A 15,093-nucleotide genomic window follows, 5' to 3' on the forward strand; every position below is an offset into this window, starting at 1 on the left:
CTCGCCATCAAGGGTCTGACCACCAGAGTTGCTTTATAGAACTTTGACTGTCAAGAGGGACCGGGACGTTCCGCCGGGACTGCCGGCGCCGTCAGGCCGCACCGAAACGGCGCCGGATGTCGGGCCGTTGCCGCAGCCGTTCGGGATAGCCGGGACCCATCCGCATCGAGGTGTCCTCGGCCCGCAGGGGCTCCCGGCACTCGGCGCAGACCACCTCGGCCCGGGTGTCGTGGCCGCATGCGTCGTGGTGGAAGACGACCGGGGCGCCCGCCCCCTTTGCCAGCCAGCGGTCGCCCCACCGGGACATCGCGACGAGCACGCCGAAGAAATCCCGTCCCTTTTCGGTCAACACATAGTCGTGCCGCAGGGGTTCGTCCTGGTAGGGCTGCTTGTCGAGCAGACCTTCGTCCACGAGGAGGCGCAGCCGGTCGGCCAGCGTGTTGCGGGCGATGCCCAGTTCCTTCTGGAACTCGTCGAAGCGGCGGATCCCGTAGAAGGCCTCGCGCAGCACGAGGGGCGTCCACGCGTCACCCACCAGGTCCATGGTTCTGGCTATCGAGCACGGCCAGTTCGAGAACGACGTCCGCTTCATGCACTCACGATAGCCAGTCTCACGACGAGACCCACCCTTCCAGCCACCAACTTCATCTCTTTCCTTAAGTATTGACGGCTACAGCGGACCCTGCCATGGTCTGGACCACCTGTAAGGCTGTCGCGATCCGTCCAACCAGGAGCTGCCATGGGCAAGTTGACCTCCTTCACGAAGGCCGTCGTCGGCGCTGTGGGCGCGCTGACGCTCGTCGTGGCGATCCCGGCGAGTGCCCATGCAAACGTCCTGCAGTTGCTGCCGCAGAACGCCGACGGCCTGGAGCAGTCCTTCTCCCCGGCATACGACTATGACCGCGACGGCTGCTACGCCACCGCCGCGATCGGTGCCGACGGCACCATCAACCCCGGCCTGAAGCTGGGCGGCGACGTCAACGGCCACTGCCACGACATGGCCCAGCTGGCCAACGCCAACACCTACTCACGCGAGAAGTGCAACAACGGCTGGTGCGCCGTGATGTACGCCAGCTACTTCGAGAAGGACCAGGCCACCCTGGGACCGGCCGCCATCGGACACCGCCACGACTGGGAGCACGTGGTCGTGTGGATCAGGAACAACGAGGTCGAGTACGTGTCGGTGTCGCAGCACGGCGGCTATCAGGTGGCGGCCCGCTCGTCGGTGCGCTTCGACGGCACCCACCCGAAGGTCGTCTACCACAAGGACGGCGTCTCGACGCACTGCTTCCGCTTCGCCAACACCAACGACGAACCGCCGGAGAACGCCACCGGCGGCTGGTTCTACCCCCGTCTGGTCGGCTGGAACGGCTATCCCGACGGCTTCCGCGACAAGCTCCTGAGCGCGGACTTCGGAGCCGCCACCATCAAGATCAAGGACGGTGATTTCTCCTACGCCCTGGCCCATTCCATGCCCGCCGGCATCCCGTTCGACCCCAACGCCTGACCGGATGGTCGGGCACACGAGAGGAGGCCGGGGTCACGGACCCCGGCCTCCTCCACGCCTGCCGTTACGCCGACGCCGTCTGCACCGTCGGATCGCCCGCCGCCACCGCCGAGCGCGCGTTGTTCCCACGGACCAGCAGGAACGTGACCGGGGCGCCCAGCGGGCAGGCTCAGCCGCAGATCACCACGCCGACCGCCATGCCATGCCCGGGGGCGGTCGGCGCGGGGGCGCTCATTTACGGCGCCGAGTCCGGGGCGAACGGAAATCACTCGATGTCGAGGATCGCCTTCCCGCGCAGGCTGCGGTTGCCGAGCGCCTCCACGGCATCCGCGATCTTGCCCCAGGGGCCGCGCCAGCCCACCGGCACACGCAGCTTCCCGGCGGCGACCAGGGTCAGGAGCCGCCCCAACTGGGCCTGCCGGTCGGTGAGTCCGCCGCCGTTGTAGACCGACACGATCGCCTTGGGCGCCGGGCTGCCCAGCGTTGACCCGACGGGCAGCACGGCCTCCCGCCCCGACGCCCAGCCGATGCTCTGCACGCTGCCGCCGGACGCCAACAGACCGTAGGCGGCAGCCAGTTGCTCGCCGCCCACGGTGTCGATGACCACGTCGAGCGGCCCGGTCACCTCACCGACCCCGCCCACCACCTCGTCCGCCCCGAGTTCGGCAACCCACCGCCGCCCGTCCTCGGACCCGGCCACCGCGACGACCTGCGCCCCGCCGAGCCGCGCGAGCTGCACCGCGAACCCGCCCACGCCGCCGGAGGCCCCGGTCACCAGCACCCGGCGGCCCAGCAGCGCCCCTGCCTGGTCGAGCGCCCGCAGCGCGGTGCCCGCGGCGACCGGCAGCGCGGCCGCCTCACCGAGGTCGACGCCGTCCGGAACGACGGCGACATCGGCCACGTCCATCACCCGCAGCGCCCCGAATCCGCCGCCCTCCGCGAATCCCACGACCCGGCTGCCCGGCGCGGGCCCGGTGCCGTCAGCCGCGGCGCCCACGACGACGCCGGCCGCATCGAAGCCGATCACCTCGCCCGGCGCCGCCTGCTGCGCGAACCACAGCTCGGCCGCGTTCAGCGAGGTGTGCCGGACCTCGACGAGCACCTGGCCCGGCGCGGGCCGCGGATCAGGGGCCTCCCCCAGGCGCAGTCGTCCGGGTGCCCCGGGGTCCACGATCAGTGCGCGCATGACTTGCCCTTCTCGTCGTCGGACACTCGTCCCACGCCAACTGTGACCGATCCGGAGTTCTTCCCGCCTGTGCCGGGCGGCGGCCGGCTGCATGTCGTCGAGTTCCGCCGAATGCGCGGAATAGGCGAGGCCGTCAACGCGTTGGGTCCGTACAGAAAGGCGGTTTGGCGCCGTACCTGTTGTGGTACGGTCCTGACAGCACTTGTGTACGCCCCCTCTGAGGGCGCCGGTGCCAGTTCCTCTTCAGTTCGCCGCATCGCCCACCGTTCCCGGTCGGCGCACAGGCTTTCCAGCACCGCCTCGCGACCGGCACGGCTGTGCCGTACCCGAGGTGCTGTTCCTGCCGCCGAAGGCGCTTGGTCCGCCTCCGTTCCGCGGCCTCCCACCCCTTCCTTCCGCATGTCTCATGCCATCCGTCCTCGAAAGGACCGACCTCCATGACCACCACTCTCGAACACCCCCCTGTCAAACAGGAGCCCACGACCCAGCAAGCCACCGGTGTCCTCGACATCGACGCGGGCGGCAAGGGGCACCTGCGCGCCGCGAGCATGCTGGCCTCGCCCTCCGACGTCTCGGTCTCCCCCGCTCTGATCCGCCGTCACGGCCTGCGCAAGGGCGACCTCGTCGAAGGCGTCCGCGACGGCCGGCGCGCCCTGACCGAGGTCGTACGGGTCGACGGGCGCACGCCCGACGAACTGCGCGGCCGCCGCCACTTCCGCGACCTCACACCGCTGCACCCGCACGACCGGCTGCGCCTGGAACACCCGGCGGCCGGCCTCACCGGGCGCGTCGCCGACCTGATCGCACCCGTCGGCAAGGGCCAGCGCGGCCTGCTGGTGGCCCCGCCCAAAACCGGCAAGACCGTGCTGCTGCAGCAGATCGCGGCCGCCGTCGCCGGCAACCACCCCGAGTGCCGCCTGATGGTGGTGCTGCTCGACGAACGCCCCGAGGAAGTCACCGACATGCGGCGCTCCGTGCGCGGCGAGGTGTACGCCTCGACCTTCGACCGGCCTGCCAAGCAGCACATCGCCCTGGCCGAACTGGTCATCGAGCGGGCCAAGCGGCTCGTCGAGGCCGGCGAGGACGTCGTCATCCTGCTCGACTCACTCACCCGGCTGTGCCGGGCCCACAACAACGCGGCCGCCGCCGGTGGCCGCACGCTGAGCGGCGGCGTCGACGCGACCGCGCTGCTCGGACCCAAGCGGTTCTTCGGCGCCGCCCGGCTGGCCGAGGAGGGCGGCTCGCTCACGATCCTCGCCACCGCGCTGGTCGAGACCGGCTCCCGTGCCGACGACTACTTCTTCGAGGAGCTCAAGAGCACCGGCAACATGGAGCTCCGCCTCAGCCGCGATCTCGCCGCCCGCCGTGTCTTCCCGGCCGTCGACATCGTCCCGTCCGGCACCCGCCGCGAGGAACTCCTGCTGTCCGCGGCCGAGTTGACCGCCGTACGCGGCCTGCGCCGTGTCCTGCAGTCCCGCGACGGCCAGGCCGGCCTGGAAACCCTCCTGGAGCGCATGCGGGACACCCCTGACAACGCCACGTTCCTGCGTCGCATCCAGCCGACGCTGCCGGCGGACTGACCCGGCCCCAGGAAACGACGCAAGGCAGCTTGCCTGGTGCGGCCCGGGCCGCCCCCGGAGCCCCGTCCCGGGAGGAAACCCTTCCCCCGTCCCGGGAGGAAACCCCCCACCCACGAGCGGCTGCGCATCCTGGCTTCCTGGGTCGCCGACCAGGACCTGTCGCCCTCCTCGGCCCTCGGCTGAACACCGGCCGCTTCGGCGCTCAGCGGTACCTGCTCAGTCGAGAACCGCGGTGGCTTCGATCTCGACCAGATGCTCGGGGACGTCCAGCGCCGCCACGCCGATCAGCGTGGTCGGCGGCGTCGGAGTGACCCCCAGTTTCTCGGTCGCCCGGGCCACTCCCTCCAGGAGCGGGGACATCTTGTCGGCGGTCCAGTCGACGACGTAGAAGGTCAGCTTCGCCACCTCGTCGAAGGAACCCCCGGCCTCGGCCAGCGCGGCGGCGATGTTGAGGTAGCACTGCTCGACCTGCGCGGCCAGGTCGCCCGCACCGACCGTGACCCCGTCGGCGTCCCAGGCGACCTGCCCGGCGATGAAGACCAGCTTCGAACCGGAGGCGATCGCCACCTGCCGGTAGACGTCGATCTTCGGCAGTCCGTCCGGGTTCCTCAGGGTGATGGCCATGGTGTCCGCCTCCTTGTGCGGGCTCTTCGAGCCCGTTCCTCAGACCAGCCCGTGGTCTCTTGTGGTTACTCAGGAACCGTAGGAGAGTGTGCGTTGACATGGAAGAACGCACTTTTCAGTGACTGGGGAACCAGATGGTGACCAAGCAGCTCAGCGGCTCGTCCGACGATGCCGACCTGCGCCGGGCCGACTCCCTGGGGCGGGAGATCTTCTCCGACGTCGCCAACAAGTGGGCACTGCTGATCATCGAAGCGCTGGGGGACGGCACTCTGCGCTTCAGTGAGCTGCGCGACCGGGTCGAGGGCATCAGCCACAAGATGCTCACCCAGAACCTCCGCATGCTGGAGCGCAACGGTCTGGCCGAGCGGACCGTGCACCCCACCGTCCCGCCTCGCGTCGAGTACACCCTGACCGAGGCGGGCCGCGGACTGCGGGCGACGGTCGACGGGATGTGCGAATGGACCTACCGGTACTTCGAGCACATCGAGTCGGCGCGGCGGGAGTTCGAAGCCTGACGAGCCAGGGCTGCTGCTCGTTCAGGCGCCGGCGCCGCCGTCGACCGGGAGGATCGCGCCGGTCACGTACGAGGCGCGGTCGCTGAGCAGCCAGGCGGCTGCTTCGGCGATCTGCCCTGGTTCGGCCATCCCTCCGAGCGGGATGCTCGCGGTGATCTGCTCGACGATGCCCGGAGACGCCGCTTCCCAGGTGTCGATCATCTGGGTGGAGGTGCCGCCGGGGGTGATGCCGTTGACCCGGATGCGGTCACCGGCCCAGTTGACCGCGGCGGTCTCGGTGAGGCTGTTGAGCGCGCGCTTCATGGCGCCATAGGCGGGCAGCGCGGGGTTCGCGCGGCGACTGCCGATGCTCGAGGTGTTGACGATCGCCCCGCCGCCGCCTCGTCGCATGAGGGCGGCCTCGGCGGTCATGGCGGTCCAGTGCCCGCGGAAGTTGATGGCGAACTGCTCGTCGATGTCCTCGTCGCTGGTGGTGTCGACCGGCCCGAACTGCTGCTGGGGGACGGCGCCGTTGTTGAAGGCGCCGTCCAGCCGGCCGTGCAGCTTCTCGACGCGGTCGACGGCGGCCCGGATGCTCGCCCGGTCGGCGAGATCCAGGGGGACGGCGTCGGCGGCGCCGCCGTCCGCGCGGATCTCGGCGACGAGCGCGTCGAGGGCGCCGGTGCTGCGGGCGGCGAGCACGACGGCGGCGCCCTCGGAGGCGAAGAGCCGGGCCGCGGCCGCCCCGATGCCCCGGCTGGCGCCGGTGATCAGGACGACCTTGCCGGTCAGCAGGCCCGTGGTGGCGATGTGAGTGTCAGTGGTGTTCGTCATGACAGCAGCGTCTGCCCGGCTGCCGGCCGGATACAGGCACAGCCAGTACCAGGATCCGCCGCCGCGCCGCGGGCACACTTGCCGTATGGACAAGCAGGAGCTCGGAGCGTTCCTCCGCAGCCGCCGCGAGCGGCTCAAGCCGCAGGACGTGGGCCTTCCCGCCGGCCCGCGACGCCGGACACCGGGGCTGCGCCGCGAGGAGGCCGCGGTCCTCGCGCACATCTCCACCGAGTACTACGTCCGGCTCGAGCAGGGCAGGGCGCCCAGACCGTCCGCCGAGGTCCTCAGCGGGATCGCGGGCGCGCTGCGGCTCACCGACGCCGAGAGCGACCACCTTCACGTCCTCGCGGGAACCGCGCCGACCCTTGCCCGGCTGCACCGGCGGGACGTCCGCCCGAGCATCCTCGCGCTCCTCGAGCGGCTGCCGCAGACGGCGGCCTTCGTGATATCCGCCGCGTTCGAGGTGCTCGCGTGGAACGATCTCGCGGCCGCGCTCATGGAGGACTTCGCAGTACTCGCCGAAGAGGACCGCAATCTCGCACGCCGTGCATTCCTCGGGCCGACGTCCGCCGATGCGCCCCTGTACGGGATCTCCGACGCCGCCGAGTTCCGCCACCACGTGGTCATGCAGCTCCGCACCACCCTCGCCCGCTATCCGGCGGATCCCGCAGTGACCGGCCTCGTCGACGAACTCCGCGCCGGCAGCCCCGACTTCGCCCGGCTGTGGGAACGGCACGACGTGCACGCCGCGCCGACGCTCACCAAGAGCTTCCGCCACCCGACCGTCGGCGAGATCACCGTCGACTGCGACACGCTCGCCCTCACCGACCGCGACCAGCACCTCGTGCTCTACAGTGCGCCACCCGGCTCCCCCGGCGCCGACGCTCTGGCCCTGCTGAACGTCCTTGGCGCCGAGGCGGGTGACTACCGGCGCTAGTGCTCTGACCGCATGGGTTCATTCCGTAGCCCGCCGCTGCGTGATTGCTCAGGGAGTGTTCGAGGTCGCCCAGGAGCGGAACAAGGCGAGGGCTTCGGTGAGGTTGCCGGGGCCGCATCTGGCGTGGAAGGTCTTCTCGGAAGTCCAGGCCCAGACCCAGTCGTGAGGGCTGCGGTTGACGTCCTGGCGGGGGTACTCGTGTTGCTCCAGGTCCGTCTCCTCCAGGTCGATCGTGACGATCCAGCCGGGGTTGTCGAGCGTGGCGATCTTCACGCCCCACTCGTGCTCCCAGTCCTCGTTGCACTGCGCCGCGTACCAGTTCTGCAGCCAGTCAAGAACGTTCTCCGAATTGCTCACGCCAGGGGATGCTAGTGCTCTGACCATAGGTTCGCCGGGTCGCTGAGGCCGCGATAGCGAGTGGGCGTCCGCCCCAGCGCATGCCCTTCTCGCCGCGGATGCGGGCCCGTTCCCTGCGCTCGGCGGCCAGGACGTCGCGGTGGCGGGCGTTGGCATTGCGCGTTGTCCATGATCGCGTAGATCGGTGCTCCGTCGGGCCTGGCCGCGCGGATCGACGACAAGCTTGCGCAGCGACCAAAGACGGCCGATCTCGTTGAACCGGTGGTTCACATCGCGCACGGTGTCCTCATCGGCCTGCACCAGCTGGGCGATCACCGGCGCCCGGTTCCCGCCGGCCGAGGCCGGCAGCATCATCGCCCGCCGATGGCGCACCGAGCTGGTGCTGCCCCGACGCACGATCTGCTGCAGCCGCCCCTCCTGGTCGGTCAGTCTGCGCACACGGACAGGCGCGGCCACCACACCTCCAGCGGTCGGATCGGACCCACGTGGGTCGTGATCGCCGACCGCTACGGCGCCAACACCTGGCTCCCACCAGACAGTTGAGGACACTTATTGGTTTGCCGACGACCGGGCCGGTCGGATAGGAAGCGTGCGTGCTCAGAGGAAGCAAGGTCGGGCTCAGGGCCCGGCACGAGGACGACATCCCGATACTCCGGGCCGAGCTCTACGACGACGTGGTCAACTCCTCGCGGTCCGAGAGCGGGCCGTGGCGGCCGATCGCGCCCGGCTCGAAGGACCGGCGGCTCGTCGTGGACGACACGAAGGAGGGGAGCGTCAGGTTCTCCGTGGTGGCACTGGAGGGCGACACCCTGGTCGGCACCGCGACGCTGTGGGGCATCGACAACCACAACCGGTCCGCGCACATCGGGCTGGGCCTGCGGCCGTCCTGCCGCGGCAAGGGCTACGGCACCGACGTGGTCGCGGTGCTGTGCCACTACGGTTTCGTCGTGCTCGGCCTGCAGCGGCTGCAGATCGAGACGCTGTCGGACAACGCGGCGATGCTGCGCTCCGCCGAGCGCAACGGCTTCGTCCGCGAGGGCGTCCTGCGCTCCTCGGCCTGGGTGATGGGCGAGTTCCTGGACGAGGTGCTGCTCGGGCTCCTCGTCAAGGACTGGAAGCCCGGCGCCACGAGCTAGTGCCGCGGCAGGCAACCTTTGCCTTCTGTAGGCTCTCGTCGCCGAACGGGAGGTTCGACTTGGGTACTCGTCCGCACAGAGCCTGGCCGGTCGCCGCGCTCGTCGTGGGAGTTCTGAGTGCTTGCGATCCGGCGACCGCGGATCCCACGGACCCCGCCAACTTCAGTTCCATCGCCTTCGTCAATGACACCGGCTCCCCAGCTGTCCTGTTCGAGTGCGGTGACAGCCGTGGACGTGACTGCCACGACATGAGCGGCCGACTCGCCCCCGGACAACGCAGCGGCCAGCGGGTGTACTGGGGGGCCGGTCTCGATCCCTGGCAAGTTCGCGACGCACGGGGGCAGATCGTGGGCTGGCTGATCGTGAGCACACAACGCCGTGAATCCGGAGCTGTCTACTACCTCGGCGACGCCGAGCCCGAGCCCGGCAAGCCGACGACTCCACGTGTCTCGCCGCACGCCGATCCGACGCGGTAATTCGGTTTCCCTGGGACCCACCGGCCCGGCGGCACGCGCGGACGAAGGGCTACCTGAGGTGGTCGACAGGGGCGAACGTTGCCCGATGCGGCACTAGACCGTGGGGGCGAGGACACAGAACTCGTGGCCCTCCGGGTCGGTCAGGCACGTCCACGGGACGTCGCCCTGGCCGACGTCGAGGTCGGTGGCGCCGAGGGCGCGCAGCCGGGCCACCTCCGCCGCCTTGTCGTCACCGGGGTGGGGCAGCAGGTCGAGATGGATGCGGTCCGGCACGGTTTTCGCGTCGGGCGTGCGGAGGAGCTCGAGATACGGGCCGACACCCTCGGCGGAGCGCAGCGACGCATGATCGTCGCTCACCTCGTGCAGGTTCCAGTCCAGCGCCTCGTCCCAGAACCGGGCCATGGCCCGCGGGTCCGCGCAGTCGATCACCACCGCGGCGATCGGCCCGGTGTCGCGGTAGATCTCCCGGGGCTCCAGCACGCAGAACTCGTTGCCCTCGGGGTCGGCGAGGACCGTCCACGGCACCTTGCCCTGGCCCACGTCGGCCTGCGTCGCACCGAGAGCCTCAAGGCGTGCGATCAGCTCCGCCTGATGGGCCGCGGAGGTGGTGGCGAGGTCGAGGTGTACGCGGTTCTTCGTCGTCGTCTTGGGTTCCGGGACGGGAACGACGTCGATGCCGAGGACGGTCGGGTGCGGCCAGACGAGGCCGCCGGCAGGTCCGACGTAGGTGGTCACGCCGGGACTGTACGCATGCCGGCCGAGCGCCTCCGCCCAGAACCGGCCGACCGCCGGGGCGTCGACAGCCTTGATGTTCAGCTGAACGGGTCGCAGCACCATGCCGACGATCTTAGGTATCAGCCGCCGCCTCAGGAGAACTGTCCACTCGACGGAAAAAACTCGGACGGCGATGTCGAGAACCCGCGTCCGGCTCCGTCCCCGGGGTGGACGCGACCACAATGGGCCGCACCACACCGAGGAGAACCACGATGGCAAAGTACCTGCTGCTCAAGCACTACCGCGGCGCCCCCGCTGCGGTCAACGACGTGCCGATGGAGCAGTGGACGCCGGAGGAGATCTCGGCCCATGTGCAGTACATGCGCGACTTCGCGGCGCGGCTGGAGGAGACCGGCGAGTTCGTCGACAGCCAGGCACTCGCCCCCGAGGGGACCTTCGTCCGTTACGACGGCGAGGGGCGCCCCCCGGTCACCGACGGCCCGTTCGCCGAGACCAAGGACCTCATCGCCGGCTGGATGATCATTGACGTCGACAGCCACGAGCGCGCCGTCGAGCTGGCCGGGGAGCTGTCGGCAGCGCCGGGTGCGGGCGGCAAGCCGATCCACGAGTGGCTGGAGCTGCGCCCGTTCCTGGGCGCGCAGCCCACCACCACGGAGTGCACCTTCAAGTGACTCAGATCGAAGAGGCCCTGCTCAGGAACCTCACGCCGAGCGTGCTCGCCGTCCTCGTCCGCCGCGGAGCCGACTTCGCCGCGGCCGAGGACGCCGTGCAGGACGCGCTCGTCGAGGCGCTCCGCGTCTGGCCGGCCGACCCTCCGCGGGACGCGAAGGGCTGGCTGGTGACCGTGGCCTGGCGGAAGTTCCTCGACGCGCGGCGGGCGGAGGCCGCCCGCCGTCGGCGCGAGGACCGCGTCGAGGAGGAGCCGGCTCCGGGGCCCGCGTCCGCGGTGGACGACACGCTCCAGCTGTACTTCCTGTGTGCCCACCCGTCGCTGACGCCGTCGTCCGCGGTCGCGCTCACGCTGCGCGCAGTCGGCGGCCTCACCACCCGCCAGATCGCCCAGGCCTATCTGGTGCCCGAGGCGACCATGGCGCAGCGCATCAGCCGGGCCAAGCGCACCGTGTCCGGCGTGCGGTTCGACCAGCCCGGCGATGTCGCCACCGTGCTGCGTGTGCTGTATCTGGTCTTCAACGAGGGCTACTCGGGCGACGTCGACCTCGCCGCCGAGGCCATCCGGCTGACCCGCAGGCTCGCAGCCGGCTTCGACCACCCCGAGGTGGCCGGGCTGCTCGCCCTCATGCTGCTCCACCACGCCCGGCGCGCCGCCCGCACCGCGGCCGACGGCAGCCTGGTGGCGCTCGCCGAGCAGGACCGCACCCGGTGGGACACGAAGCTGATCGCCGAGGGGGTCGAGATCCTGCAGGCCGCCCTGGCCCGCGACCGGCTGGGCGAGTTCCAGGCCCAGGCCGCCATCGCGGCACTCCATGCCGACGCACCCACCGCCGAGGAGACCGACTGGGTGCAGATCGTCGAGTGGTACGACGAGCTCACGCGCCTGACCGACAGCCCCGTCGTCCGTCTCAACCGCGCGGTCGCCGTCGGCGAGGCCGACGGCCCGCGCGCCGGCCTGACGGCGCTCGCGGCCCTCGACGACGACTCACTGCCCCGCCACACCGCCGTGGCGGCGTACCTGCACGAACGCGACGGCGACCTGGCCACGGCGGCCCGGCTGTACGCCGAGGCGGCCCGCAAGGCACCCAACCTGGCCGAACGCGACTACCTCACCCGCCAGGCGTCCCGGCTCAACACCCGCCGAAGTCCCTGACGGGCGGTACTTCCCGAACGGGTGCCTACCTGCCCTCCGGGCGGTACGGGCACGCCGACTCGGCCGCCGGTGCGCCGAGGCCGGCGCGTGACGCGGAGACGGCGCCCGTGCTGCGCTCGCGTGGACGCAGCCGCACCATCACGTCCCGCAGAGGGCGAAGGGAGATCACCGGGGAGCCGTACTGCAGCGAGTCTCCCGGGACGAGGTTGAGCCGGAACCGCTGGTTGATCATCGCGACGATGATCCGCAGTTCGAGCAGCGCCATGTTGTTGCCGACGCACTGCCGAGGGCCCGCCCCGAAGGGCAGGTACGCCATACGGGGCCGCTCCCGTACGGCCTGCGGGGTGAAGCGGTACGGGTCGAAGGCCACCGGGTTGTCCCAGTGGCGCGGGTTGTGGTGCGAGGCCAGGGGCGAGAGCAGGATCGACGAACCGGCCTCGATGCCGTAGCCGCCGAGGGTGTCCGGGCCGACGGCGGCCCGCGGGAAGATCCAGATGGGCGGATACATCCGCAGGCTCTCGTCCACCACCATCCGCGTGTACGTCAGCTCGGCCGCCCTGTCGGCGTCGGGAGTCGCACCGCCCAGCACGCCGTTGATCTCCTCGTCCAACTCGGCCTGCACATGCGGGTGGTTGGCGATGGACAGCAGGGTCCAGCACAGGGAGACGGCGGTGGTCTCGTGGCCCGCCAGATAGATGGTGAGCAGTTCGTCGCGCAGTTGCCGGTCGGTCCACGGCTCGCCGGTCGCCGGGTCCTCGGCCTGCTCCATCAGGGCGATCAGTGGGCCCTCCCCGGTCCGCGCGTGGTTCTCGCGGACGTCCGCGACCACCTTGTCGAAGACCCGGTGAATGTGGTCGATCTTGCGTTTGCGGGCCGTGGGCAGCCAGGACGGAAGCATCTCGGACGCGGTGCCCCGCCGGAACATGACCTCCACGACATCGTCGACGATCCGCTTCAGCACGGCCGACGCGGGCTTGATGTCGTAGGCGAACAGCGAGCGGCTGAGCGTGACCAGGGTGAGGCGCAGCATCTCGGTCATGAGGTCCACGGGCTCGTCCCGGGCGGCCTTGGCATCCCATTCGTCGAGCATCTCCTCGGTGGCCGCGACGATGTTGGGCACGATGTCCGTGACCGCGTTCTTGAGGAACACCGGCTGCACGGCCCGGCGGTGTCCGCGCCAGAAGTCGCCGTCCGAGGTGAGCAGGCCCTTGCCCATGACCACGCCGAACTGCTCGTAGAGCGGTCCGCGCACGTAGTTGGCGTTGTTCTCCACCAGCACCCTGCGCACCGCCTCGGGGTCGGTGACCTGATGGACGGTCATCGGCCCCAGCCGTATGCGGACCATCTCTCCGTGGTCGCGCTGAAGGCCGAGCAGGAACTCGGCGGTGTTGCGGCGCCAGGGACCGAGGCTGCCCAGGAGGGGGGTGCCCTTGGGGCCGGGGGCGGTGCGAAGGGCTGTGGGTGTGGACGTGGTCGTGGATGTGGTGGTCACCAAGGGTCCTTACCTGGTCAGGCTGCGCGGCTGGGCCGTGCTGTGCGGTACCGGAAAGGCGCGCCGCACGAAGAGGTGGTCGAACACCGCGTCCGGGGCCAGCCGCCGCAGCGCGATGGTGCTCCGGGCGAGGAAGCCGACGGTGTAGCGGGCGCGGGGGCGCCGCTTGTGGACGGCGCGTTCCACCACGCGGGCCACGTCGTCGGCGTGGACGGTGAAGGTGCCGGCCAGGGTGCGGCGGCTGCCCGTGTAGATCGCCTCGAAGTATTCGGCGGTGCGCTCGCGGAACTCGTCGTAGACGTCACCCGTGGACGGGAGGTTGTCGACGTACGTGGAGCCGAAGTTGGTGGTGCGCACCGGGCCCGGCTCGATGACGACGACCCTGATGCCGAAGCCGGCCGTCTCCAGCCGCAGCGCGTCGCTGAGCGCCTCGACGGCGTGCTTGGACGCCTGGTAGAAGCCGCCGCCCGGGACCGCGTAACGGCCGAAGATCGACGAGATGTTCACGACGGTCCCGCTGCCGGCGGCCCGCATGCCGGGCAGGACCAGTTGGCTGAGCCGGGCCAGTCCGAAGACGTTGGTCTCGAACTGCCCCCGCATCCGGTCGGGTTCGATCTCCTCCACGGCACCGGAGACGGCGAACCCGGCGCTGTTCACGAGGGTGCCGACCGCGCCGTGCTCCGCTTCGACCGCGTCGACGGCCGCACGCATGCTGTCCTCGTCGGTGACGTCCAGCCGCAGCGTGCGGATGCCCTCCGCGGCGAGCGGGGCGAGTGTTTCCGGCCTGCGCGCGGTGGCGTACACGAGCATTCCGCTGCGGTGCATCCGCAGCGCGCAGGCCCGGCCTATGCCGGACGAACAGCCCGTGATCAGCACGGGATTCGGTCGTTTGTTCACGATCTGCCTCTTCACGGTTTGGGGCGGGCCGTTACGGAAAGGTGCCGGGCATGTATCACCGGATCGTGGCCGCGAAGCTACGCAAAGCGTTCTCCGACATCAACTCCGGAAACTGGCAGTCCATGGTGGACACACTCGCACCCGAATTCACGTACGTCTTCTACGGGGAGCATGCGCTCTCCGGCGAGCGCCATACCGTCGAATCCATGAGCCTGTGGTGGCAGCGGGTCTTCCGGCTCATCCCCGATGCCGAATTCGAACCGCAGGAAATCATCATTTCCGGCGGCCCCTGGCTGACCAAAGTGGCCACCAGGGTACGGATCGGCGGCCCGCTGCCCGACGGCACCCGCTACGACAACGTCATGACCCAGTTCATGTATCTCAAGTGGGGGCGCATCACCGAGATCCACACTCTGGAGGACACCGTCGTCCTGCAGCGGGCGCTCGACCGGATCGCCGCCTCGGGGAACGCCGAAGCCCATGCCGAGCCCATCACGGACAAGCGCTGACCCCCTCGACCGGCACCGGCACCCGCGGGGTGCCGGTGCCGGCGCACGCTCAGCCGAAGGCACCCAGCTGCTTGGCGAGGTCGAAGGCGTCCAGGGAGAACCAGCTCTCCACGATCACCCCGTCACGGAACTCGTCGATGACGATTCCGGGGACGGCGAACTCCCGCCCTGCGGCCGGGATCCCCTCGTAGGGATCGCCGGTGTGGGTGCCCCGTGCGGTGAAACGGCTGACGACCTTCTCGCCCTCCAGGATCCAGTCGTCCACCGTGACATGGAGGTCGGGGAAGGAGGCGCGCTGGATCCGCACCCATTCCTTGAGGTGTTCCACGCCCTCTTCGCCGTTCGGGGCCGTCCCGTGGCTGATGTGGTCCTCGGCGGCACCCTCGTAGATGACGTCGAGATTTCCCTTGTTGAGGCATTCCTCGTAGTAGCGCTCCAGAACTGCCTTGTTCTTCAAGGTGTTCGACATTCTGCTCCACTCCCATTCCGTGGGTTCTGTGAGGT

General features: G+C 70.2%; 18 protein-coding genes and 1 pseudogene. 9 read left to right on the top strand and 10 right to left on the bottom strand.

Annotated features, from left to right (window positions below; all coding sequences use genetic code 11):
• Nucleotides 1-91: 91 nt before the first annotated feature.
• On the bottom strand, nt 92-592 hold the full coding sequence (locus tag ACFY1E_RS09675; protein WP_389073440.1) for a winged helix-turn-helix transcriptional regulator: 501 nt from the start codon (nt 590-592) through the stop codon (nt 92-94).
• A gap of 147 nt (nt 593-739) precedes the next feature.
• On the opposite strand from ACFY1E_RS09675, the gene ACFY1E_RS09680 reads away from it, so the two are divergent.
• The gene (locus tag ACFY1E_RS09680) at nt 740-1,507 is read left to right on the top strand and encodes an NPP1 family protein (protein ID WP_389073442.1); all 768 of its coding nucleotides are present in this window, start codon (nt 740-742) and stop codon (nt 1,505-1,507) included.
• 265 nt (nt 1,508-1,772) lie between these two features.
• On the opposite strand, the gene ACFY1E_RS09685 is transcribed toward ACFY1E_RS09680, so the two are convergent.
• Entirely contained in the window at nt 1,773-2,693 is a 921-nt protein-coding gene (locus ACFY1E_RS09685; protein WP_389073444.1) for a zinc-binding dehydrogenase, read from the bottom strand.
• A 437-nt stretch (nt 2,694-3,130) separates the two neighbouring features.
• Here ACFY1E_RS09685 and rho point away from each other — a divergent pair, with 437 nt between their 5' ends.
• Nucleotides 3,131-4,273, top strand: coding sequence for a transcription termination factor Rho (rho, locus tag ACFY1E_RS09690; RefSeq protein ID WP_389073446.1), 1,143 nt, complete (start codon nt 3,131-3,133; stop codon nt 4,271-4,273).
• Between the two features lie 216 nt (nt 4,274-4,489).
• Here rho and ACFY1E_RS09695 read toward each other — a convergent pair whose 3' ends face one another.
• The gene (locus ACFY1E_RS09695; protein ID WP_389073448.1) at nt 4,490-4,897 is read right to left on the bottom strand and encodes a RidA family protein; all 408 of its coding nucleotides are present in this window, start codon (nt 4,895-4,897) and stop codon (nt 4,490-4,492) included.
• Nucleotides 4,898-5,031: 134 nt separating this feature from the next.
• On the opposite strand from ACFY1E_RS09695, the gene ACFY1E_RS09700 reads away from it, so the two are divergent.
• Nucleotides 5,032-5,412 carry a winged helix-turn-helix transcriptional regulator gene (locus ACFY1E_RS09700; protein WP_389073451.1) on the top strand — a complete coding sequence of 127 codons (381 nt, stop codon included), beginning with the start codon at nt 5,032-5,034 and terminating at the stop codon, nt 5,410-5,412.
• Between the two features lie 21 nt (nt 5,413-5,433).
• On the opposite strand, the gene ACFY1E_RS09705 is transcribed toward ACFY1E_RS09700, so the two are convergent.
• Complete coding sequence (locus ACFY1E_RS09705; protein ID WP_389073453.1) at nt 5,434-6,225, bottom strand: SDR family NAD(P)-dependent oxidoreductase; 792 nt, start codon at nt 6,223-6,225, stop codon at nt 5,434-5,436.
• Between the two features lie 85 nt (nt 6,226-6,310).
• On the opposite strand from ACFY1E_RS09705, the gene ACFY1E_RS09710 reads away from it, so the two are divergent.
• The gene (locus ACFY1E_RS09710; RefSeq protein ID WP_389073456.1) at nt 6,311-7,162 is read left to right on the top strand and encodes a helix-turn-helix transcriptional regulator; all 852 of its coding nucleotides are present in this window, start codon (nt 6,311-6,313) and stop codon (nt 7,160-7,162) included.
• A gap of 48 nt (nt 7,163-7,210) precedes the next feature.
• Here ACFY1E_RS09710 and ACFY1E_RS09715 read toward each other — a convergent pair whose 3' ends face one another.
• Together ACFY1E_RS09715 and ACFY1E_RS09720 are read right to left on the bottom strand one after the other, a co-directional pair.
• Nucleotides 7,211-7,519 (bottom strand): immunity 53 family protein, encoded by a 309-nt coding sequence (locus ACFY1E_RS09715; RefSeq protein ID WP_389074864.1) that lies wholly within the window; start codon nt 7,517-7,519, stop codon nt 7,211-7,213.
• Nucleotides 7,520-7,762: 243 nt separating this feature from the next.
• Nucleotides 7,763-7,975 (bottom strand): annotated as a pseudogene (locus tag ACFY1E_RS09720) (IS630 family transposase); the annotation flags it as partial.
• 137 nt (nt 7,976-8,112) lie between these two features.
• Here ACFY1E_RS09720 and ACFY1E_RS09725 point away from each other — a divergent pair.
• Both ACFY1E_RS09725 and ACFY1E_RS09730 read left to right on the top strand, forming a co-directional pair.
• Nucleotides 8,113-8,655 carry a GNAT family N-acetyltransferase gene (locus ACFY1E_RS09725; protein ID WP_389073459.1) on the top strand — a complete coding sequence of 181 codons (543 nt, stop codon included), beginning with the start codon at nt 8,113-8,115 and terminating at the stop codon, nt 8,653-8,655.
• Between the two features lie 59 nt (nt 8,656-8,714).
• Nucleotides 8,715-9,131: a hypothetical protein gene (locus ACFY1E_RS09730; RefSeq protein ID WP_389073461.1), complete on the top strand. Its 417-nt coding sequence runs from the start codon at nt 8,715-8,717 to the stop codon at nt 9,129-9,131.
• A gap of 93 nt (nt 9,132-9,224) precedes the next feature.
• Here the strand turns inward: ACFY1E_RS09730 and ACFY1E_RS09735 are convergent, their stop codons facing one another.
• Nucleotides 9,225-9,968, bottom strand: a complete 744-nt coding sequence (locus ACFY1E_RS09735; RefSeq protein ID WP_389073464.1) for a VOC family protein — start codon at nt 9,966-9,968, stop codon at nt 9,225-9,227.
• A gap of 149 nt (nt 9,969-10,117) precedes the next feature.
• On the opposite strand from ACFY1E_RS09735, the gene ACFY1E_RS09740 reads away from it, so the two are divergent.
• Together ACFY1E_RS09740 and ACFY1E_RS09745 are read left to right on the top strand one after the other, a co-directional pair.
• Nucleotides 10,118-10,537 (top strand): YciI family protein, encoded by a 420-nt coding sequence (locus ACFY1E_RS09740; protein ID WP_115912020.1) that lies wholly within the window; start codon nt 10,118-10,120, stop codon nt 10,535-10,537.
• A gap of 5 nt (nt 10,538-10,542) precedes the next feature.
• Nucleotides 10,543-11,691, top strand: coding sequence for an RNA polymerase sigma factor (locus ACFY1E_RS09745; protein WP_389074867.1), 1,149 nt, complete (start codon nt 10,543-10,545; stop codon nt 11,689-11,691).
• Between the two features lie 25 nt (nt 11,692-11,716).
• On the opposite strand, the gene ACFY1E_RS09750 is transcribed toward ACFY1E_RS09745, so the two are convergent.
• Nucleotides 11,717-13,183, bottom strand: coding sequence for a cytochrome P450 (locus ACFY1E_RS09750; protein WP_389073466.1), 1,467 nt, complete (start codon nt 13,181-13,183; stop codon nt 11,717-11,719).
• Nucleotides 13,184-13,192: 9 nt separating this feature from the next.
• The gene (locus tag ACFY1E_RS09755; protein WP_389073469.1) at nt 13,193-14,080 is read right to left on the bottom strand and encodes an SDR family NAD(P)-dependent oxidoreductase; all 888 of its coding nucleotides are present in this window, start codon (nt 14,078-14,080) and stop codon (nt 13,193-13,195) included.
• Between the two features lie 50 nt (nt 14,081-14,130).
• Here ACFY1E_RS09755 and ACFY1E_RS09760 point away from each other — a divergent pair, with 50 nt between their 5' ends.
• Nucleotides 14,131-14,589 carry a nuclear transport factor 2 family protein gene (locus tag ACFY1E_RS09760; protein ID WP_389073471.1) on the top strand — a complete coding sequence of 153 codons (459 nt, stop codon included), beginning with the start codon at nt 14,131-14,133 and terminating at the stop codon, nt 14,587-14,589.
• Nucleotides 14,590-14,638: 49 nt separating this feature from the next.
• Here ACFY1E_RS09760 and ACFY1E_RS09765 read toward each other — a convergent pair whose 3' ends face one another.
• A complete protein-coding gene (locus ACFY1E_RS09765; RefSeq protein ID WP_389073473.1) occupies nt 14,639-15,058 on the bottom strand; it encodes an ester cyclase in 420 nt (139 codons plus the stop codon).
• Nucleotides 15,059-15,093 lie beyond the last annotated feature (35 nt).

Origin of the sequence: Streptomyces sp. NPDC001604, assembly GCF_042893475.1 — a bacterium.
In the GTDB taxonomy this organism is placed as follows: domain Bacteria; phylum Actinomycetota; class Actinomycetes; order Streptomycetales; family Streptomycetaceae; genus Streptomyces.

What these genes read in the sequence shown, in the direction of transcription:
- ACFY1E_RS09675 (WP_389073440.1), bottom strand. Translation starts at nt 592, where the DNA reads ATGAAGCGGACGTCGTTCTCGAACTGGCCGTGCTCGATAGCCAGAACC.
- ACFY1E_RS09680 (WP_389073442.1), top strand. Translation starts at nt 740, where the DNA reads ATGGGCAAGTTGACCTCCTTCACGAAGGCCGTCGTCGGCGCTGTGGGC.
- ACFY1E_RS09685 (WP_389073444.1), bottom strand. Translation starts at nt 2,693, where the DNA reads ATGCGCGCACTGATCGTGGACCCCGGGGCACCCGGACGACTGCGCCTG.
- rho (WP_389073446.1), top strand. Translation starts at nt 3,131, where the DNA reads ATGACCACCACTCTCGAACACCCCCCTGTCAAACAGGAGCCCACGACC.
- ACFY1E_RS09695 (WP_389073448.1), bottom strand. Translation starts at nt 4,897, where the DNA reads ATGGCCATCACCCTGAGGAACCCGGACGGACTGCCGAAGATCGACGTC.
- ACFY1E_RS09700 (WP_389073451.1), top strand. Translation starts at nt 5,032, where the DNA reads ATGGTGACCAAGCAGCTCAGCGGCTCGTCCGACGATGCCGACCTGCGC.
- ACFY1E_RS09705 (WP_389073453.1), bottom strand. Translation starts at nt 6,225, where the DNA reads ATGACGAACACCACTGACACTCACATCGCCACCACGGGCCTGCTGACC.
- ACFY1E_RS09710 (WP_389073456.1), top strand. Translation starts at nt 6,311, where the DNA reads ATGGACAAGCAGGAGCTCGGAGCGTTCCTCCGCAGCCGCCGCGAGCGG.
- ACFY1E_RS09735 (WP_389073464.1), bottom strand. Translation starts at nt 9,968, where the DNA reads ATGGTGCTGCGACCCGTTCAGCTGAACATCAAGGCTGTCGACGCCCCG.
- ACFY1E_RS09740 (WP_115912020.1), top strand. Translation starts at nt 10,118, where the DNA reads ATGGCAAAGTACCTGCTGCTCAAGCACTACCGCGGCGCCCCCGCTGCG.
- ACFY1E_RS09760 (WP_389073471.1), top strand. Translation starts at nt 14,131, where the DNA reads ATGTATCACCGGATCGTGGCCGCGAAGCTACGCAAAGCGTTCTCCGAC.
- ACFY1E_RS09765 (WP_389073473.1), bottom strand. Translation starts at nt 15,058, where the DNA reads ATGTCGAACACCTTGAAGAACAAGGCAGTTCTGGAGCGCTACTACGAG.